General features: G+C 61.6%; 20 protein-coding genes and 9 pseudogenes. 4 read left to right on the top strand and 25 right to left on the bottom strand.

What is annotated here, in order from left to right:
- The 13 genes and pseudogenes from JCM19049_RS02065 to JCM19049_RS02005 all read right to left on the bottom strand — a co-directional run.
- Positions 1-359 (bottom strand): annotated as a pseudogene (locus tag JCM19049_RS02065) (M24 family metallopeptidase); the annotation flags it as partial.
- A gap of 130 nt (positions 360-489) precedes the next feature.
- Entirely contained in the window at positions 490-1,062 is a 573-nt protein-coding gene (locus tag JCM19049_RS02060; protein WP_054820648.1) for an adenylate kinase, read from the bottom strand.
- A pseudogene (gene secY / locus JCM19049_RS02055) lies at positions 1,059-2,361 on the bottom strand (preprotein translocase subunit SecY). The gene JCM19049_RS02060 and the pseudogene secY overlap by 4 nt, the downstream one beginning before the upstream one ends.
- A gap of 248 nt (positions 2,362-2,609) precedes the next feature.
- Positions 2,610-3,064: pseudogene (gene rplO, locus JCM19049_RS02050) on the bottom strand (50S ribosomal protein L15).
- 2 nt (positions 3,065-3,066) lie between these two features.
- A complete protein-coding gene (gene rpmD, locus JCM19049_RS02045) occupies positions 3,067-3,270 on the bottom strand; it encodes a 50S ribosomal protein L30 (protein ID WP_054820646.1) in 204 nt (67 codons plus the stop codon).
- 3 nt (positions 3,271-3,273) lie between these two features.
- Positions 3,274-3,966 carry a 30S ribosomal protein S5 gene (gene rpsE, locus JCM19049_RS02040; RefSeq protein WP_138177216.1) on the bottom strand — a complete coding sequence of 231 codons (693 nt, stop codon included), beginning with the start codon at positions 3,964-3,966 and terminating at the stop codon, positions 3,274-3,276.
- A complete protein-coding gene (gene rplR / locus JCM19049_RS02035) occupies positions 3,963-4,334 on the bottom strand; it encodes a 50S ribosomal protein L18 (RefSeq protein ID WP_054820645.1) in 372 nt (123 codons plus the stop codon). Before rplR ends, rpsE begins: the two co-directional genes overlap by 4 nt.
- A 2-nt stretch (positions 4,335-4,336) precedes the next feature.
- A pseudogene (gene rplF, locus JCM19049_RS02030) lies at positions 4,337-4,872 on the bottom strand (50S ribosomal protein L6).
- A gap of 21 nt (positions 4,873-4,893) precedes the next feature.
- On the bottom strand, positions 4,894-5,292 hold the full coding sequence (rpsH, locus tag JCM19049_RS02025; RefSeq protein ID WP_054820643.1) for a 30S ribosomal protein S8: 399 nt from the start codon (positions 5,290-5,292) through the stop codon (positions 4,894-4,896).
- A gap of 58 nt (positions 5,293-5,350) precedes the next feature.
- Positions 5,351-5,920: a 50S ribosomal protein L5 gene (rplE, locus tag JCM19049_RS02020; protein WP_054820642.1), complete on the bottom strand. Its 570-nt coding sequence runs from the start codon at positions 5,918-5,920 to the stop codon at positions 5,351-5,353.
- A pseudogene (gene rplX, locus JCM19049_RS02015) lies at positions 5,920-6,261 on the bottom strand (50S ribosomal protein L24). Before rplX ends, rplE begins: the two are co-directional and overlap by 1 nt.
- 2 nt (positions 6,262-6,263) lie before the next feature.
- The gene (gene rplN, locus JCM19049_RS02010) at positions 6,264-6,632 is read right to left on the bottom strand and encodes a 50S ribosomal protein L14 (protein ID WP_054820641.1); all 369 of its coding nucleotides are present in this window, start codon (positions 6,630-6,632) and stop codon (positions 6,264-6,266) included.
- Positions 6,633-7,049: 417 nt separating this feature from the next.
- A pseudogene (locus JCM19049_RS02005) lies at positions 7,050-7,564 on the bottom strand (VOC family protein).
- A gap of 41 nt (positions 7,565-7,605) precedes the next feature.
- Here JCM19049_RS02005 and JCM19049_RS22870 point away from each other — a divergent pair.
- The 4 genes and pseudogenes from JCM19049_RS22870 to JCM19049_RS01985 all read left to right on the top strand — a co-directional run bounded on the left by JCM19049_RS22870 (position 7,606) and on the right by JCM19049_RS01985 (position 11,497).
- Complete coding sequence (locus JCM19049_RS22870; protein WP_308417088.1) at positions 7,606-8,460, top strand: helix-turn-helix domain-containing protein; 855 nt, start codon at positions 7,606-7,608, stop codon at positions 8,458-8,460.
- A 358-nt stretch (positions 8,461-8,818) separates the two neighbouring features.
- The gene (locus JCM19049_RS01995; protein ID WP_054820639.1) at positions 8,819-9,373 is read left to right on the top strand and encodes a sigma-70 family RNA polymerase sigma factor; all 555 of its coding nucleotides are present in this window, start codon (positions 8,819-8,821) and stop codon (positions 9,371-9,373) included.
- 2 nt (positions 9,374-9,375) lie between these two features.
- Entirely contained in the window at positions 9,376-10,224 is an 849-nt protein-coding gene (locus tag JCM19049_RS01990) for a hypothetical protein (RefSeq protein WP_054820638.1), read from the top strand.
- A 296-nt stretch (positions 10,225-10,520) separates the two neighbouring features.
- Positions 10,521-11,497 (top strand): annotated as a pseudogene (locus JCM19049_RS01985) (arsenic resistance protein).
- A 304-nt stretch (positions 11,498-11,801) separates the two neighbouring features.
- On the opposite strand, the gene rpsQ reads toward JCM19049_RS01985, so the two are convergent.
- The 12 genes and pseudogenes from rpsQ to JCM19049_RS01925 all read right to left on the bottom strand — a co-directional run.
- The gene (rpsQ, locus tag JCM19049_RS01980; RefSeq protein ID WP_054820637.1) at positions 11,802-12,089 is read right to left on the bottom strand and encodes a 30S ribosomal protein S17; all 288 of its coding nucleotides are present in this window, start codon (positions 12,087-12,089) and stop codon (positions 11,802-11,804) included.
- A complete protein-coding gene (gene rpmC / locus JCM19049_RS01975; protein ID WP_054820636.1) occupies positions 12,089-12,358 on the bottom strand; it encodes a 50S ribosomal protein L29 in 270 nt (89 codons plus the stop codon). Before rpmC ends, rpsQ begins: the two co-directional genes overlap by 1 nt.
- 2 nt (positions 12,359-12,360) lie before the next feature.
- Positions 12,361-12,777, bottom strand: coding sequence for a 50S ribosomal protein L16 (rplP, locus tag JCM19049_RS01970; RefSeq protein WP_054820635.1), 417 nt, complete (start codon positions 12,775-12,777; stop codon positions 12,361-12,363).
- Entirely contained in the window at positions 12,778-13,563 is a 786-nt protein-coding gene (rpsC, locus tag JCM19049_RS01965; protein WP_054820634.1) for a 30S ribosomal protein S3, read from the bottom strand.
- A pseudogene (gene rplV / locus JCM19049_RS01960) lies at positions 13,564-13,928 on the bottom strand (50S ribosomal protein L22).
- 59 nt (positions 13,929-13,987) lie between these two features.
- Positions 13,988-14,269: a 30S ribosomal protein S19 gene (gene rpsS, locus JCM19049_RS01955; protein WP_054820632.1), complete on the bottom strand. Its 282-nt coding sequence runs from the start codon at positions 14,267-14,269 to the stop codon at positions 13,988-13,990.
- 12 nt (positions 14,270-14,281) lie between these two features.
- Positions 14,282-15,119: pseudogene (gene rplB / locus JCM19049_RS01950) on the bottom strand (50S ribosomal protein L2).
- Between the two features lie 32 nt (positions 15,120-15,151).
- Positions 15,152-15,454 carry a 50S ribosomal protein L23 gene (gene rplW / locus JCM19049_RS01945; RefSeq protein ID WP_054820631.1) on the bottom strand — a complete coding sequence of 101 codons (303 nt, stop codon included), beginning with the start codon at positions 15,452-15,454 and terminating at the stop codon, positions 15,152-15,154.
- Positions 15,375-16,052, bottom strand: coding sequence for a 50S ribosomal protein L4 (rplD, locus tag JCM19049_RS01940; protein ID WP_306420630.1), 678 nt, complete (start codon positions 16,050-16,052; stop codon positions 15,375-15,377). The genes rplW and rplD overlap by 80 nt, the downstream gene beginning before the upstream one ends.
- A gap of 4 nt (positions 16,053-16,056) precedes the next feature.
- Positions 16,057-16,707: a 50S ribosomal protein L3 gene (gene rplC / locus JCM19049_RS01935; protein ID WP_054820630.1), complete on the bottom strand. Its 651-nt coding sequence runs from the start codon at positions 16,705-16,707 to the stop codon at positions 16,057-16,059.
- Between the two features lie 19 nt (positions 16,708-16,726).
- Positions 16,727-17,035 (bottom strand): 30S ribosomal protein S10, encoded by a 309-nt coding sequence (rpsJ, locus tag JCM19049_RS01930; RefSeq protein ID WP_013349689.1) that lies wholly within the window; start codon positions 17,033-17,035, stop codon positions 16,727-16,729.
- A 441-nt stretch (positions 17,036-17,476) separates the two neighbouring features.
- On the bottom strand, positions 17,477-17,773 hold a 297-nt coding region (locus JCM19049_RS01925), incomplete at its 5' end, for a hypothetical protein (RefSeq protein ID WP_279402259.1).

The following is a 17,773-nucleotide window of genomic DNA, read 5'->3' as shown; positions in this document are numbered from 1 at the left end:
GTCGCCCAGCAGCACGGTGCGCGCCGAGTCGGCGTGCCAGCCGTCCACGATGGCCCCGCCGTCAATCTTCAGCACATCCCCGTCCTTGAGCACGTATTCGCTGGGGAAGCCGTGGACCACCTCATGGTTGACCGAGGCGCAGATGGTGGCCGGGAACCCGTGGTAGCCAGGAAGTTGCTGGTGGCGCCGTGGCGTTCGAGCACCCCGGCGAAGACCGCGTCGACCTCCTTGGTGGTGACCCCCGGCTGGGCGGCGGCGACGGCCTCATCCAGGGCCTCGGCCAGCACCAGGCCGGCTTCGCGCATCTTCAGAATCTGCGCATTGGACTTGTATTCGATTTTCGGCTGTCCGAAAGCCACGGGTTCTCCCTTTGCTGTGTCCCAGTCCCGGTGGGCCGGGTGGGACGGTGTTCCTGAAAATGGCCAAGGACCGTACCGCGCCCGCCGTTGGGCAGCTCGATACGATCCTTGGCCGGTAGCGCCTTGCGTACTAGGCGTTCACGTTCAAGGCGGACAGGACGCGGTCGGTGACCTCGTCGATGGCCCCGATCCCGTCGACCTTGCGCACGATGCCGCGCTCCTCGTAGCGGTCGACCACGACCTGGGTCTCCTCGTGGTAGAGGGCCAGGCGGTGGCGGATGACCTCTTCGGTGTCATCGGCGCGGCCTTCGATCTCGGCGCGCTTGAGCAGGCGGGCAACCAGCTCGTTGTCATCGGCGGTCAGCTGCAGCACGCCGTCCAGCTTCTGCCCCTGGGCGGCCAGAATCTCATCCAGCGCGTCCACCTGGGCGCTGGTGCGCGGGTAGCCGTCCAGCAGGAAGCCGTCCTTCACGTCCTGCTGGGCCAGGCGGTCACGCACCATGTTGTTGGTGACCGAGTCCGGCACGAAGTTGCCGGCATCAATGTACTTCTTGGCCTCCACGCCCAGCGGGGTTCCGCCCTTGACGTTGGCGCGGAAGATGTCACCGGTGGAGATCGCCACGATCTGCAGGCGCTCGGAGATCTTTTCGGCCTGAGTGCCCTTGCCGGCCCCGGGAGGTCCGATAATCAACAGTCGAGTCATCGCAAAAGTCCTTCGTAGTGTCGTTGCTGCATCTGAGCATTAATCTGCTTGACGGTCTCCAGGCCCACACCAACCATGATGAGGATCGAGGTCCCGCCAAATGGGAAGTTTTGGTCGGCGTTGAACAAAACGAATGCGATCAATGGGATCAACGCAACGACTGCCAGGTAGAGCGATCCGGGGAAGGTCACTCGGGAGATCACGTAGTTCAGGTAGTCCGCGGTCGGCTTGCCGGCACGGATGCCGGGGATGAACCCGCCGTACTTCTTCATGTTGTCCGCCACCTCAACCGGGTTGAAGGTGATGGCCACATAGAAGTAGGTGAACCCAATGATCAGCAGCGTGTACACGGCCATGTACCACGGCGAGGAGGTGGCCGAGTGGGTCTGCAGCCACAGGGCCCAGTCCGGCAGGGTGCCGTCGTCACGGACGTTGAACTGCACGATCATCTGCGGCAGCGCCAGGATGGAGCTGGCGAAGATCACCGGGATCACGCCGGCCATGTTCACCTTGATCGGGATGTAGGTGGAGGTACCTCCACGGTGCGCCGGCCGATGGTGCGCTTGGCGTACTGCACCGGCACACGGCGCTGGGACTGTTCCACGAACACCACCAGGGCGATGACCAGCAGGCCGATCAGCAGCACTCCGGTGAACACACCCCAACCCTGGGAGCGGCCGATGGCGCCCATGGCGGAGGGGAAGCCAGAGGCAATGGAGATGAAGATCAGGATCGACATGCCGTTGCCGATGCCGCGTTCGGTGATCAGCTCACCCATCCACATGATCAAACCGGTGCCTGCGGTGAGCGTGATGATCATCAGCAGGATCACGATCAGGCTCTCGTCGGGCACCAGCGGCAGCTGACAGCCCGGGAACAGGGTGCCGGTGCGTGCCAGGGTGACCAGGGTGGTCGCCTGCAGCAGGCCCAGGGCGATGGTCAGGTAGCGGGTGTACTGGGTCATCTTGGCCTGGCCGGCCTGACCCTCCTTGTGCAGCTGTTCGAAGTGCGGGATCACCACACGCAGCAGCTGAACGATAATGGCCGCGGTGATGTACGGCATGATACCCATGGCGAAGACGGAGACCTGCAGCAGTGCTCCACCGCTGAACAGGTTCACAAACTGGTAGATGCCACCGGTGGTTTCACCCTGTGCCAGACACTGCTGAACGTTGCTGTAGTTGACTCCCGGAGCCGGACGAACACACCCACACGGTAGATCGCAATAATACCGAGCGTGAACAGCAACTTGTTGCGCAGATCAGGCGTCCGAAAAACTCGGGCTATGGCGCTGAACAAGCGTCCTCCTGACGTATTTGCCTGAGCCTGGTCTGCAGACTCTTGCGTTGACTTTATGAATTCTAGCGGTTCCTGGCACCGGCGCGCCAAATAGGCGGTACAGCATGGACGTAATTTCCCCCGAACTCCCACCATAGTCCACGGTGGTGATCGGGCCCGGTGCTCAGGTCAGGTGCTGTAAATGTGGCAAGGCCGGTGAATCCGTGCAGTACGGATTCACCGGGGCCTTACCGTGGTTCGAACCCTGTTTAGAGGGTGGTCACCGAGCCGCCGGCAGCGGCGATCTTCTGTTCGGCGGAAGCCGAGAAGGCGTTGGCCTTCACGTCAACCTTGACCGAGATCTCGCCGGTGCCCAGCACCTTGACCGGCTCGTTCTTGCGAACGGCGCCCTTGGCAACCAGTGCCTCGACGGTGACTTCGCCACCCTCGGGGAACAGTTCGTTGATCTTGTCCAGGTTCACAACCTGGTACTCGACGCGGAACGGGTTCTTGAAGCCACGCAGCTTCGGCAGACGCATGTGCAGCGGCAGCTGACCGCCGGCGAAGCCTGCCTTGACCTGGTAGCGGGCCTTGGTGCCTTGGTACCGCGGCCTGCGGTCTTACCCTTGGATGCCTCACCACGACCCACACGGGTCTTGGCGGTCTTGGCACCTTCGGCCGGACGCAGGTGGTGGACCTTGAGTGCGTTTTCCTTTTCAGCCATGTTTACTTAGCCTCCTCAACCTTCACCAGGTGTGGGACCTTGTTGAGCATGCCGACGGTCACCGGGTCTGCGGTGCGGACAACGGTGTGCCCAACACGCTTCAAACCGAGCGAACGAACGGAGTCGCGGTGGCCCTGCTTAGCACCAATGACGGACTTGGTCTGGGTGATTTCCAGCTTGGCGTCGCTTGGGACAATGTTCGCCATTGCCTATGCACCTGCCTTCTGGGTCTGGATGTGGTGGATCATTGCGGCCGGGGCAACCTCGTCCAGAGGCAGCCCACGACGGGCAGCCACAGCCTGGGGCTCTTCCAGAGCCTTCAGGGCTGCAACGGTGCCGTGCACAATGTTGATCTGGTTCTGCGAACCCATCGACTTGGACAGCACGTCGTGGATGCCGGCGCATTCCAGCACCGCACGCACCGGACCACCGGCGATAACGCCGGTACCCGGGGAGGCCGGACGCAGCAGCACAACGCCTGCAGCGTCTTCGCCCTTGACCAGGTGCGGGATGGTGGTGCCAACGCGCGGAACGCGGAAGAAGTTCTTCTTCGCTTCCTCGACGCCCTTGGCAATGGCCGCGGGAACTTCCTTGGCCTTGCCGTAGCCGACACCTACGGTGCCGTTGCCGTCACCGACAACGACCAGTGCGGTGAAGCTGAAGCGGCGACCACCCTTGACAACCTTCGAAACGCGGTTGATGGTGACCACACGCTCAAGGAACTTGTCCTTGTCTTCGTTGCGGTTTTCACGGTTATCGCGACCACGACCACGGCCACCCTCATTACGACGGCCACGGCCCTCGTTGCGACGAGAGTTGTTGTTGTCGTTAGCCGCTGCAGTTTCCACTGCCTCGGTAGCTTCAGACACCTGAGTTTCCTTCTCGTTAGTTGATTCGCTCACAGTGCCAGCCCACCTTCACGAGCGCCGTCTGCCACGGCGGCAACGCGACCGTGGTACTTGTTTCCACCGCGGTCGAAGACAACTGCCTCGATGCCAGCAGCCTTGGCGCGCTCGGCTACGAGCTCGCCAACGCGCTTGGACTTAGCGGTCTTGTCAGCTTCCAGGGCGCGCAGGTCGGCTTCCATGGTCGAAGCGCTGGCCAGGGTGATGCCCTTCGAGTCGTCCACGATCTGTACGAAGATGTGGCGAGCCGAACGGTTGACAACCAGGCGCGGGCGGACCGAGGTGCCAACGAGGCGCTTGCGCACACGCAGGTGACGGCGGCCGCGGGCTGCGGACTTGCTCTTGCCCTTGATTCCGATAGCCATAATTACTTACCAGCCTTTCCGACCTTGCGGCGGATCTGTTCGCCGGCGTAGCGAATGCCCTTGCCCTTGTAAGGCTCGGTCTTACGCAGCTTGCGGATGTTGGCAGCAACCTCGCCGACCTGCTGCTTATCGATGCCAGCAACGGTGATCTTGTTGTTGCCCTCGACGGTCAGGGTGATGCCCGCCGGTGCCTCAACGCTGACCGGGTGCGAGTAGCCCAGAGCAAGCTCCAGGTTGGCGCCCTTGGCCTGGACACGGTAACCGGTGCCGTGGATTTCGAGCTTCTTCTCGTAACCCTGGGTGACGCCGATGATCATGTTTTCGATCAGGCTGCGGGTCAGGCCGTGCAGCGAACGCGATTCGCGCTCGTCGTTCGGGCGGCTGACGGTGAGGGTGGTTTCCTCCAGGCGACGGTGATCGGCGCTGCAACAGTCAGCGACAGTTCACCCTTCGGGCCCTTGGCGGTGACGTCCTGTCCGTCGATCTTCAGGTCGACGCCGGCAGGAACGGTAATCGGAAGACGTCCAATACGTGACATTGTGTATTCCCTTCCTTCCCGTTACCAGACGTAGGCGAGGACTTCCCCACCCACGCCCTTCTTTGCAGCCTGGCGGTCAGTAAGCAGACCGGAGGAGGTGGACAGGATAGCGATGCCCAAGCCACCGAGCACGTGCGGCAGGTTGGTGGACTTTGCGTAAACGCGCAGACCTGGCTTGGAGATGCGACGGACGCCGGCGATCGAACGCTCGCGCAGCGGACCGTACTTCAAAGTGATGGTCAGCTTCTTGCCGACTTCTGCGTCCTCTTCCTCGAAGGAGGCGATGTAGCCCTGTTCCTTGAGGATGTTGGCAATGCGAACCTTCAGCTTGCTCGACGGCATCGAAACGCTGTCGTGGTATGCCGAGTTGGCATTGCGCAGACGAGTCAGCATATCTGCGACTGGATCTGTCATAGACATGTGGCTTCAGCCTTCCTCGTTACGGTTTCCTTTGTATCGGACCTGTAACGTAGTGAGTTTAGTTTTCGGTCTTGAACGGGAAGCCCAGTGCCTTGAGCAAGGCGCGGCCTTCGTCGTCATTCTTGGCGGTGGTCACCACGGTGATGTCCATACCACGAACGCGGTCGATCTTGTCCTGATCAACTTCGTGGAACATCGACTGCTCGGTCAGGCCGAAGGTGTAGTTTCCGTTGCCGTCGAACTGGCGGTCGCTCAGTCCGCGGAAGTCGCGGATACGCGGCAGCGCCAGGGTGATCAGGCGGTCAACGAATTCCCACATGCGGTCGTTGCGCAGGGTGGCGTGGGTACCGATCGGCATGCCTTCGCGCAGCTTGAACTGAGCGATGGACTTGCGAGCACGGGTGATCACTGGCTTCTGACCGGTGATGGCCGTCAGGTCGCGTACGGCGCCTTCGATGATCTTCGAGTCCTTGGCGGCTTCGCCCACACCCATGTTCACGACGACCTTGGTCAGGGTCGGAACCTGCATGGGGTTGGAGTAGTTGAACTGCTCCTGCAGCGCCGGACGGATGTCGGCGGTGTACTTTGCCTTCAGACGTGGCTGGATCTTGGTGGCTGCTTCAGTCATTACAGATCCTTTCCGGAAGCTTGGCGTAACGGATGCGCACAGTCTTGCTCACACCGTTCTTCTCTACGGTTTCCTCCGGAAACAACGCGGGTCGGCTTCTTGGTTTCAGGATCCACCACGGCAACGTTCGAAACGTGCATGGGGGCCTCGACAACCTCGATACCGCCGGTGGTCGAACCGGATTCGGTCTGACCGGCCTTGGTGTGCTTGGTGACGCGGTTAACGCCTTCCACCAGGACGCGCTGGGCGGCCGGGAAGACCTTCAGGACCTTGCCCTGCTTGCCGCGGTCGCCGCCGCTGATGACCTGAACCAGGTCACCCTTCTTGATCTTTGCACCCATGGTTACAGCACCTCCGGAGCCAGGGAAACGATCTTCATGAACTTCTTGTCGCGAAGCTCACGACCCACTGGGCCGAAAATACGGGTACCGCGAGGCTCACCCTCGTTCTTCAAGATCACCGCAGCGTTCTCGTCGAACTTGATGTAGGAACCGTCAACGCGACGGATTTCCTTCTTGGTGCGAACGATGACGGCCTTGACGACGTCACCCTTCTTCACGTTGCCGCCAGGAATTGCGTCCTTGACGGTAGCGACGATGGTGTCGCCGATGCTTGCGTAGCGACGCTTTGAGCCGCCGAGAACACGAATGGCAAGGATTTCCTTGGCACCGGTGTTATCGGCAACCTTGAGTCGCGACTCCTGCTGAATCACTTATTACTCCTGTCGTCTCGCTGGTTCTCGTGAACGAGCCTTGCGGAACGGATAATGGTCTCCCCGATACGATCGCTTACCCCCACCGGCGAGGGCGCACCGAATGCTGATCCCAAATGGCGGCAGGGCCGAGGCGTAAAATACCGGGGTCGTGCTGCGGGCCGAAACATGTTCCCACACCGCTGCAGCGTGCCGAAGGTGGATAGTCCTCGGACACAATGCGCACAAGTATCTATCCTATCCCAGATTCGCGCTATTCCGAAATGGTGTGGTAGGGGCCGGCAACGCGTGATTCGTCACAATACCGGCACTGCGGGAGAGACGTCAAGGCATGAGTGCGAGCACGCAGAAACGCACCGGCAGCAGTGCCGCGCGACCGGTGCGCTGGCTCGAATAATCGCGGCATATTCAACCGGGTTACTCGGTGCCCGCCTGTTCCTGCGCCCACTGGGCCACCCGCCGGTTGCTTTCATCCTCGGTGAGGTCCTCGACCCGGCTCATCACCGACCAACGCACCCCGAACGGGTCACGGATGGAGGCATAGCGGTCCCCCGAGACGAACGTGGTGGCCGGTTCACGCAGCACCGCCCCGGCGGCGAGGGCGCGCTCGAGCACCTCATCCACATTCGGGCAGTACAAGCCAGCGAATAGCAGGCCTCCTCCCCCGCTGGCGGTGGCACCAGGCCGAACTGGGGGCTGGGAACACCCAGCTGCAGGTGGCCTTGGCCGAAGTCCAGGTCGGCGTGGACCAGCACGCCGCCCATCTCAGTGGCGTCCACCAACCGGGCGCCAAAGATCTCACGGTAGAACTCAACGGCCTCACGGGCGTTTTCGATGGCCAGGAAGGGGGTCAGGCTGGTCGTCCCGTGGGGCGTCCCGTTGGTGGTGTGCTCTCCAGTGACCCCGCGCATCGGGGTGTTTTCTGTGCTCATGCATTCAGGTTAGGGCCCGGCGTCGTAGGATTCTTGCAAATATGCGACATTCGCCGCGACGGCCCAAGAAGCACGTGGAGGTTCACATGGCAGGGGAAGCCGGAGACGAACGGGGTGTGCTCTATCCTGCGTCGCTGCCCCACTTCGAACGCCACGCCCCTCCGCCGTCCTTGGCCGAGACGGTTCAGTGGTTCTGGCTGGCGCGGTGGGACTTGGCCCCAAACCAGGTACGTCGCCAACAACTGCTGACCTTCCCGACGCTGAACCTGGTCGTGCAACCCGGCTCCGTCTTGCTGAGTGGGCCCAGCACCGGCACCTCGCATCGAGACCTGGAAGGCACGGGCTGGGTGCTGGCCGCACTGCTGCAGCCGGCGGCCGCCGAACAGCTGGGTGTGGACCCTGCCGGGCTGGCGGGTCGGGAACTCCCCTTCCCACAGCCCGCACTGCAGGGCCGGGTTGAAGCCCTGATGGCTCAGGCCGTTCCAGCGTCTGACGCTTTCGAAGCCATCGAAGTGCTCGCCCGATGGCTCGCAAAGCTGCCGAAACCCAGCGACACCGGGCTGCTGGCCAATCGCATGCTGCGGTTGGTTGCCACCAACCGTTCGATGACCCAGGTGTCAGACTTGGCCGATGCCCTGGATGTGGGCGTACGCAGCCTGCAGCGCCTGAGCGCCGCCCATCTCGGTGTCCCGCCTTTGCAGGTTATTCGTCGCTACCGTGTGCAGGAGGCGGCGATGCGGTTGCGCGGGGAGCCCGGGTTGTCCCTGGCCCGGTTGGCCGCCGAACTGAGCTATACGGATCAGGCCCACTTCGCCACGGACTTCCGCCGGTTCATTGGCCTTACCCCTGGAAGTTATCAACGCCAGGCCGCTGCTTCCTCGTCGGAATTCACCTAGCGCGTTGTTCCGCCCTCGCCTCGGTAGACCGGTGGCGTCCAGGACGTCGCTGTCGCGCTGAAGCCGGCGAACGCGTGGTTATGAAGCTTGCCTGCCCCCGTTGCTCATTGGTTCGCGGGGCTTCCTGGGCCGGACGGCAGTACCTAATTGAACCAGCCGGTGCACGGAAGATTCTGGAAGGGGGTGGCTCCCGGACCGCAGTTCTCCCCCGCTATATTGGCAAGCGGGGTTACTCGTTGTCCGTGTTTTAAGCGGCCTTCCGAATCAATCCATCGGTCCGTTCTTGGACATGGACCAACTTCACTGGAACAGCGCCCTACTTCGGGTAACAAATGGCGACGTGCGGACATGTATAAGTATGAGCACCTCACAAACAAGGCAGGAGCGGGAGACACGGTTCTCCGGGCTATACGAGCTGATTTACACCGACGTACTCCGCTTCGTGCAACGCCGGGCTGGTCCCGAGCACGCCGAGGATATCATCCACGAAGCCTTCCTCGTCGCTTGGTGCCGCTGGGATGACCTTCCAACCGAACACGAGGACGCCCGAGCCTGGATGTTCGCAGTCGCGCGGAACTGCATGTTGAACAACGTGCGCGGGGAAAAACGTCAAGGAGCGCTGGTTGTCAGGATCGCTGCCCACGCTTCAACTTTTACCGATGCAGCAACCGAGTTGATCAATGAACACGTCGATTTGGTCGCAGCTTGGCGCCAGTTGCGGCCCCTCGACCAAGAAGTGTTGGCTCTTGCAATCTGGGAAGAGCTTCCCTCGTCCAAGGCCGGACAGGTTCTGGGGATTTCATCGGCCGCCTACCGCCTTCGGCTTCATCGTGCGCGCAAGTCTCTGCGCCGCATGCTCGATGCTTCTGCATCCCCTAACTCCTTTGCCGAATTCCTCATGACGGAGTCATAGACATGAACAAGAACAAGAATGCGCAAATGGAAGCTTTTCGCCTCCTGGATGCGGCCCCCAGCGGCAGTCTGAACGAGTCCGAACGAATCAAAGCCAACGCAGGGCTGCAACAAATCCTCGCGAGTGATCCCGACGATGGGCGAGTCACCGATCACCGGTCCCACGCGCTCCGCTCCCATCCGGTACGTCGGATAGCGACACCCGTTGCGGTGGCCGTGGCTGCCGCCGTCACCGCGACGGTGGTACTTTTTCCCGGGCCGGGGGCCAATGATGCGGCCTACGCATCGTGGACTGCCGCCCCCGGAACCATCAGCGCCGCCGACCGTGCCGTGGCCGATTCCGCCTGCCGGGGCCGCCTGGATCTGGTACCTGCCCAGTTAGACCTCGCCGAACGACGCGGTGAATGGGTGGTCCTGCTGTATACCGCTTCTTCCGAGCATATGGCTGGTATGTGCCTTGCTCACCTGCCAGTCGGTGCACCACAAGCCGACACCATTGATTCCAGCCGGGCAGGCGGAGACCAGGGTTTCCTTCCCGTCGGCGGGGAATTCACTGAAGGGAACATTGCCGAGTTCCGTGGCCGCAACGCTTTCGGGTTCCCAGAACGGCCCGACGTTGCCCTGACCCACGGGAACGTCGGTGAGGACGTGAAAGCCGTGTCCATCACTACTCCGGACGGCCAGGTGGTAGAAGCTACGGTTCAGGACGGCCGATACGCCGCATGGTGGCCAGGAAAAGCCTTTGGCAGCCGTTTGGAGGGTAATGGCGGGCCGGCACCTGCGCTGTCCTACACGATAACCCTGGAGGACGATACCGTCATCCAGGACGCCTCCCCCAGGAATCCGGCTTAGCACCCCAGCGATATGCGTGGTTGCGGCCTAGTACCCTGTGCACTGCCGTTCGGTAGTTCGTCACAGGCATCACGCCTGCCGGGGTCTGAGGTACTGGATATCCACGCTCATACTGGGTGTGATGATGTGCCTTGGAAATACCTTTGCCGGGCGGCCGCTCGGCAACGCGGTTGCCCGGCATCTGGTTATGGACGGGCATGGGTTATTTCAGGAATTGAGTCCCAGCAAGTCTCCTGCCTAATGGACACGGTCGACGGTCATTTAGGTCTGCCGCTTCGATGCTGGAGGATTGAGGAATGAAGCGGATCGTTGAATGGTGGGATAGGCAGCAAGTCCCGCTCTATCTATTGGCCATCGGCGTAGGAGCGGTCCTGGGGCTAAGTGCACCACAGCTGGCCCCGGCGTTAGAGCTTGGGATCGAGCCGGTTCTGATGCTCCTATTGTTCGCAACCTTCCTCGGGGTGCCTTTGGTCGAGGTCGCACGTTCGTTTGGAGATTTCCGGTTCCTGGGTACGGTCCTGGTCGCGAATTTCGTGTTCGTGCCCGCTATCGCCTGGGCCCTCTCACGTTTCGTGGCTGATGACAAAGCGCTGCTGCTCGGAGTGTTGCTCGTGTTGCTTACCCCGTGCATTGACTACGTCATCGTGTTTACGGGTCTAGCTGGTGGCGCGCGCTCACGTTTGCTTGCGGCGGCACCCCTGCTGATGCTCGCCCAAATCCTGTTGCTGCCCGTTTACCTTTTCTTGTTCGTTGGCGCAGAAGTGCTGTCGGTCATTGAGATTGGGCCATTTGCCAAGGCCTTCTTCTTGCTGATCGTGCTACCGCTCGCCGCCGCGGCTGCCGTGCAAAGCGTTTCCCGACGCCATCATGTGGGAAGAGCCGTCGAAGAAGTCATGGCGGGCGCGATGGTGCCGCTAATGATGGCCACGCTCTGCGTGGTTCTCGGATCACAGATCGCGGCCGTGGGGTCGCAGATCGGCTCGCTTGCCCGCGTAGTTCCTCTATATGTTGTCTTCGTGGTTGCCGCTCTTGCCATCGGCCGGCTCGCGGGCAAGACCACCGGGCTCGATGTGCCGTCCACGCGTGCGTGATGTTCTCGGCTGCCACCCGCAACTCCCTGGTGGTGCTTCCCTTGGCGCTCGCGCTACCGGCCCCGCTGGGGATCGCCCCGCTAGCGGTAGTGACGCAAACCCTGGTCGAGTTGGTCGCAATGGTGGTGCTTGTGCGGCTCGTTCCGATGCTTACGCCCGAGGAAGGCCGGCAGGTCGTTTAGCTTTCCCCAGCCGTCTCTGGATGGAATGCACAATGAGATCCTTCGTGGTTTCGCAGACGTCCAACGGCTGGCGTGAGAGGCGAGGCCGGACAAAGATTTCGTGGCAGATAACTGAACGTGTCGGTTGCTGACACGGAATTCGGGCCAAAAGAGGTCTCCTTCTTTGACCTGCCCGTAGCCGCGCCCTACCGATCCGAGGTTAGAACTCCGGTCCGGGAATGCGAAAACGCCCCGCAGTTCTCCTGAGGGAGTACTGCGGGGCGTTCTCAGCAATTCACGTCAACCGTGGAATCACCGGGAGGGCTTACTTGGCCTTCTCGACGATTTCCACCAGGCGCCAGCGCTTGTCAGCGGACAGCGGGCGGGTCTCAGCGATAACAACCAAGTCGCCGATGCCGGCTTCGTTGTTCTCGTCATGAGCCTTGACGTTCTTGTTGCGGCGCATCACCTTGCCGTAGAGGGCATGCTTCACACGGTCCTCAACGTCAACGACGATGGTCTTCTGCATCTTGTCGGAAACCACGTAACCACGGAGGGTCTTGCGGTAGTTACGCTCGGTTGCGTCAGCCACACCGTTCTCCTTCTCGCTCATTACTTGGCTTCCTTGCCCTTCTTGGTTTCTTCAACCGGGACAACGACTTCCTGGCGAATGCCGAGCTCACGTTCGCGCAGCACAGTGTAAATGCGAGCGATATCGCGCTTGACAGCCTTCAGGTTGCCGTGAGTTTCCAACTGACCGGTAGCCGACTGGAAACGGAGGTTGAACAGCTCGGCCTTGGCCTTCTTCAATTCCTCGTTCAGACGAGCATTGTCGTAGCCATCCAAAGCCTCAATGGTCAGGTCCTTTGAACCAATAGCCATTCCTATTCACCACCCTCACGACGCACGATGCGTGCCTTCAACGGCAGCTTGTGGATTGCCAGGCGCAGGGCCTCGCGAGCTACCTCTTCACTGACGCCGGACAGTTCAAACAGAACGCGTCCCGGCTTGACGTTTGCGACCCACCATTCCGGCGAACCCTTACCGGAACCCATGCGGGTTTCGGCAGGCTTCTTGGTCAGCGGACGGTCCGGGTAAATGTTGATCCAGACCTTACCGCCACGCTTGATGTGGCGGGTCATGGCGATACGGGCGGCTTCAATCTGACGGTTGGTCACGTAGGCCGGGGTCAGAGCCTGGATGCCGTATTCACCGAACGATACGGTGGTTCCGCCCTTGGCAGCACCCGAGCGGTTCGGGTGGTGCTGCTTGCGGTACTTCACACGACGTGGGATAAGCATTTAAGCCTCTCCTCCTTCCGCAGCAGGAGCCTGTGCGGCAGCCTTGTTGCGGTCGTTGCGACGACGACGGTCGCCACCACGGTTCGGGCGGTCACCGCCACGGCCACGTGCCGGAGCGGCAGCGGCCTGCTGTGCAGCCAGTTCCTTGGCGGTTACGTCACCCTTGTAGATCCAGACCTTCACGCCGATGCGGCCGAAGGTGGTCTTGGCTTCGAACTTGCCGAAGTCAATGTTCGCGCGCAGGGTGTGCAGCGGCACACGACCTTCGCGGTAGAACTCCTTGCGCGACATTTCGGCGCCACCCAGGCGGCCCGAGCACTGCACGCGGATGCCCTTGGCACCTGCACGCATTGCCGACTGCATGGCCTTCTTCATCGCGCGGCGGAACGCCACGCGCGAAGCAAGCTGCTCGGCGATGCCCTGGGCAACCAGCTGGGCTTCGATATCGGGGTTCTTGACCTCGAGGATGTTCAGCTGCACCTGCTTGCCGGTCAGCTTCTCCAGCTCACCGCGGATGCGATCGGCTTCGGCGCCGCGGCGGCCGATGACGATGCCCGGGCGGGCGGTGTGGATGTCCACACGCACGCGGTCACGGGTGCGCTCGATCTCAACGCGGGCGATGCCTGCGCGGTCCATGCCGGTGGACAGCAGTTCGCGGATCTTGACGTCTTCCTTGACAAAATCCTTGTAACGCTGGCCTGGCTTGTTGGAATCGGCGAACCAGTGCGAAACGTGGTCAGTGGTGATGCCGAGACGGAAACCGTTCGGGTTTACCTTCTGTCCCATTTACTTTTCCCCACCCTTCTCCGGGGTTGAAACAACCACGGTGATGTGCTGGTGCGCTTCTTGATCTGGAAGGCACGACCCTGAGCACGCGGCTGGAACCGCTTCATGGTCGGACCTTCGTCTACAAACGCCTCGCTGATAATCAGCTCGTCCTCATTGAATGCTTCACCTGCGCGGTCCGCGGCGACACGGGCGTTAGCCACTGCCGATGCGACAACCTTGTACACGGGCTCCGAAGCTGCCTGCGGGGCAAACTTCAGAATTGCCAGTGCCTCGTTGGTCTGCAGACCACGAACAAGGTTGACGACGCGCCGGGCCTTCATAGGCGTTACGCGGAGATGACGCGCAATTGCCTTGGCTTCCATTGCTTTCCTTCTCTCGTCTATCGAAGAAGTGCTAAGCGACACTAGATCCCTTCCGGGGCCTAGCGGCGCTTGCCCTTCTTGTCGTCCTTCACGTGGCCACGGAACGTGCGGGTCGAGGCAAACTCACCGAGCTTGTGCCCAACCATCGATTCGGTGACAAACACCGGGATGTGCTTGCGTCCGTCGTGCACGGCGATGGTGTGTCCCAGCATGTCCGGGATGATCATCGAACGGCGGGACCACGTCTTGATGACGTTCTTGGTGCCCTTTTCGTTCTCAGCAACGACCTTCAGGTACAGGTGCTGATCGACGAAGGGGCCTTTCTTCAGGCTGCGTGGCATGTCTCCAGGCTCCTATCGCTTGTTCTTGCCGGTACGACGGCGACGCACAATAAGCTTGTCGCTGTCCTTGTTCGGACGACGGGTGCGTCCTTCACGCTTACCATTGGGGTTGACCGGGTGACGACCACCGGAGGTCTTACCTTCACCACCACCGTGCGGGTGATCGATCGGGTTCATGGCCACACCACGCACGGTCGGGCGGACGCCCTTCCAGCGCATACGGCCGGCCTTGCCCCAGTTGATGTTGATCTGCTCGGCGTTGCCCACTTCGCCGATGGTGGCGCGGCAGCGCACATCGACGTTGCGGATTTCACCCGAAGGCAGGCGCAGCTGGGCGAACTTGCCCTCGCGAGCACCAGCTGGATGGAGGCACCTGCGGAGCGGGCCATCTTGGCACCGCCACCGGGGCGCAGTTCCACGGCGTGGATCACGGAACCCACCGGGATGTTGCGCAGCGGCAGGTTGTTGCCCGGCTTGATGTCCGCGTTCGGACCAGCTTCCACGATGTCGCCCTGGCTCAGGTGGTTCGGGGCGATGATGTAGCGCTTGGTGCCGTCCACGTAGTGCAGCAGGGCAATACGGGCGGTACGGTTCGGGTCGTACTCGATGTGAGCGACCTTTGCCGGCACGCCGTCCTTGTCCTGGCGACGGAAGTCGATCAGGCGGTAGGCGCGCTTGTGTCCGCCACCCTTGTGACGGGTGGTGATCTTACCGGAGTTGTTGCGGCCGCCAGTCTTGGACAGCGGGCGAACCAGCGACTTTTCCGGAGTCGATCGGGTGATTTCTGCGAAGTCGGCTACCGACGAGCGCGCAGGCCCGGGGTAGTCGGCTTGTACTTACGAATTCCCATTTATTCTTATTCCTCGTTAAAGTGGTCTCCGCTTAGGAAAGCGGACCGCCGAAGATGTCAATCGAGCCTTCCTTCAGGGTGATGATGGCGCGCTTGGTGTCCTTGCGCGTACCCCACCCGAAGCGGGTGCGCTTGCGCTTACCCGGCCGATTGATGGTGTTTACGGAATCAACCTTCACGTTGAAGATGGCTTCAACGGCGTTCTTGATTTCCGACTTGTTCGAACGCGGGTCGACCATGAAGGTGTACTTACCTTCATCGATCAGACCGTAGCTCTTTTCCGAGACGACCGGTGCGATGACCACGTCGTGCGGAGCCTTTGAGAAGACGCTCACTTGGCTTCCTCCTTCTGAACCAGGGCATCGAATGCAGCTTGGTGAAGACCACGTCGTCCGAAACCAGAACATCGTAGGTGTTCAGCTGATCCACGTACAGGGCGTGGACCTCAACCAGGTTGCGAACCGACAGTGCGGCCACATCGTTGGCGCGTTCGATCACGAGCAGGACATTCTTGCGCTCGGTCAGCGAACGCAGGGTTGCCAGAGCTTCCTTGGTCGACGGCTGATCGCCGGCCACCAGGTTCTCGATCACGTGGACGCGATCGTAGCGAGCGCGATCAGACAGGGCGCCGCGCAGGGCAGCAGCCTTCATCTTCTTGGGGGTGCGCTGCGAGTAGTCACGCGGGGTCGGACCGTGGACGATGCCACCGCCGGTCATCTGCGGTTCGCGGATCGAGCCCTGACGGGCGCGGCCGGTCCCCTTCTGCTTGAACGGCTTGCGGCCGGCACCGGCAACTTCGGCGCGGGTCTTGACCTTGTGGGTGCCCTGACGTGCGGCGGCCAGCTGTGCAACAACTACCTGGTGCAGCAGCGGCACGTTGGTCTGCACATCGAAGATCTCTGCAGGCAGGTCTACGTTAAGTGCCTTAGACATTTACTTATGCTCCCTTCACAGCGGTGCGTACGAGTACGACGCGGCCGCGAGCGCCTGGAACGGCACCCTTGATCAACAGGAGGTTCTTCTCAGCGTCGATGGCGTGGATGGTCAGGTTCTGCGTGGTGACACGCTCGGCACCCATGCGACCGGCCATCTTCTGTCCACGGAAAACGCGACCGGGAGTGGACGCGCCGCCGATGGAACCTGGCTTGCGGTGGTTCTTGTGCTGACCGTGCGAAGCACCAACACCAGCGAAGTTGTGGCGCTTCATGACGCCGGCAAAGCCCTTACCCTTCGAGGTGCCCACGACGTCGACCTTCTGGCCGGCCTCGAACAGCTCGACAGACAGTTCCTGGCCCGCAGCGTATTCGGCTGCATCGGCGGTGCGGAGTTCTACCAGGTGGCGACGCGGGGTCACACCGGCGGCCTCGAAGTGGCCAGCCAGCGGCTTGGTCACCTTGCGCGGATCGATCTGGCCGTAGCCGATCTGAACTGCGGCGTAACCGTCACGCTCGGCGTTGCGCAGCTGGGTGACAACGTTGCTGTCAGCCTGCACCACGGTGACCGGGATCAGGTTGTTGTTTTCGTCCCAAACCTGGGTCATGCCGAGCTTCGTGCCCAGCAGGCCCTTGACATTACGGGTTGCGGTCATAGTTCTCTCAGCACCTCCCCTAGAGCTTGATTTCGATGTTGACATCCGCCGGCAGGTCGAGACGCATCAGCGAGTCAACGGCCTTCGGGGTCGGATCGACGATGTCGATCAGACGCTTGTGCGTGCGCATTTCGAAGTGCTCACGGCTGTCCTTGTACTTGTGGGGCGAACGGATAACGCAGTACACGTTCTTCTCCGTTGGCAGCGGCACTGGGCCGACCACGGTTGCGCCTGCGCGCGTTACCGTCTCAACGATTTTCCGGGCCGAAACGTCAATGACCTCGTGGTCATACGACTTCAGCCGGATGCGGATCTTCTGTCCCGCCATGGCGTCACGCCTCTTTCTGATAGCACTCTCTACAGTTACTGTGCCTACGGGCCCTTGCGGACCGGCACGCCTTGCACTGCGACTGAATCCGGATCAGATCCGGGTTCCTCACCCGCAGGAGGCTCCGACCCCCGCGGTCGGGCGTGTCGTGAAGTTTTTGGTCACAACTCTGCCCTCGACGCTCACGCGAAGTGCGGGAATCCAATGCATTCGAAGCAGTCGTATCGTTCCCGAACCCCAGGCATTATCCTGGGTGAGTGCCGATCTCGGTCGTTCGAATTCAGTTTTTTGTGCTCTTTCGAGCACGCGGCTGCAATCAAGCAACTTATCCAGTGTGACAGGTTCACCCCCGGGCGCGCAAATCATTTGCCGCCCGGGACCCTGGTGATCTTCGACTCAGCGCCCGCCAGCGCCCCGAAAGGCGCCGAGTAGCGCGCCGGCTTAGTTCCTGCGGTTCTCCACCCTTACCAGCCGGGAAAGCGCCAGCACAATCAACGCTATGGCCACCAAGACCAGCAGCACGAACGCATAGTTGCGCAGGAACCAGACTACCGCCGCTGTAATGGCGACCGCGGCCCACCACGTCAGCAACCGCTCCCCCTGGGTCAAACCCAGGGCCAGCAGTCCGGCGAAGAACAGCAGCACCAGCATCTGGGTCAGTGTTCCGGCATCCAGCACCGAGGCCAACTCGGCGGCACTGCCCAGCGCCGCGCCGGCAATCAGCCAGCCGCGGCCCAG

This window comes from Arthrobacter sp. JCM 19049 (assembly GCF_001310435.1).
Note: the sequence above shows the minus strand (reverse complement) of the source record. Positions and strands in the feature narration are given on the sequence as shown.

Coding starts and splice junctions, on each gene's coding strand:
- JCM19049_RS02060 (WP_054820648.1), bottom strand. CDS start 1,062: ATGACTCGACTGTTGATTATCGGACCTCCCGGGGCCGGCAAGGGCACT.
- rpmD (WP_054820646.1), bottom strand. CDS start 3,270: ATGGCGAACATTGTCCCAAGCGACGCCAAGCTGGAAATCACCCAGACC.
- rplR (WP_054820645.1), bottom strand. CDS start 4,334: ATGGCTATCGGAATCAAGGGCAAGAGCAAGTCCGCAGCCCGCGGCCGC.
- rpsH (WP_054820643.1), bottom strand. CDS start 5,292: ATGTCTATGACAGATCCAGTCGCAGATATGCTGACTCGTCTGCGCAAT.
- rplE (WP_054820642.1), bottom strand. CDS start 5,920: ATGACTGAAGCAGCCACCAAGATCCAGCCACGTCTGAAGGCAAAGTAC.
- JCM19049_RS22870 (WP_308417088.1), top strand. CDS start 7,606: ATGCGACATTCGCCGCGACGGCCCAAGAAGCACGTGGAGGTTCACATG.
- JCM19049_RS01995 (WP_054820639.1), top strand. CDS start 8,819: ATGAGCACCTCACAAACAAGGCAGGAGCGGGAGACACGGTTCTCCGGG.
- JCM19049_RS01990 (WP_054820638.1), top strand. CDS start 9,376: ATGAACAAGAACAAGAATGCGCAAATGGAAGCTTTTCGCCTCCTGGAT.
- rpsQ (WP_054820637.1), bottom strand. CDS start 12,089: ATGAGCGAGAAGGAGAACGGTGTGGCTGACGCAACCGAGCGTAACTAC.
- rpmC (WP_054820636.1), bottom strand. CDS start 12,358: ATGGCTATTGGTTCAAAGGACCTGACCATTGAGGCTTTGGATGGCTAC.
- rplP (WP_054820635.1), bottom strand. CDS start 12,777: ATGCTTATCCCACGTCGTGTGAAGTACCGCAAGCAGCACCACCCGAAC.
- rpsC (WP_054820634.1), bottom strand. CDS start 13,563: ATGGGACAGAAGGTAAACCCGAACGGTTTCCGTCTCGGCATCACCACT.
- rpsS (WP_054820632.1), bottom strand. CDS start 14,269: ATGCCACGCAGCCTGAAGAAAGGCCCCTTCGTCGATCAGCACCTGTAC.
- rplD (WP_306420630.1), bottom strand. CDS start 16,052: ATGTCTAAGGCACTTAACGTAGACCTGCCTGCAGAGATCTTCGATGTG.
- rplC (WP_054820630.1), bottom strand. CDS start 16,707: ATGACCGCAACCCGTAATGTCAAGGGCCTGCTGGGCACGAAGCTCGGC.
- rpsJ (WP_013349689.1), bottom strand. CDS start 17,035: ATGGCGGGACAGAAGATCCGCATCCGGCTGAAGTCGTATGACCACGAG.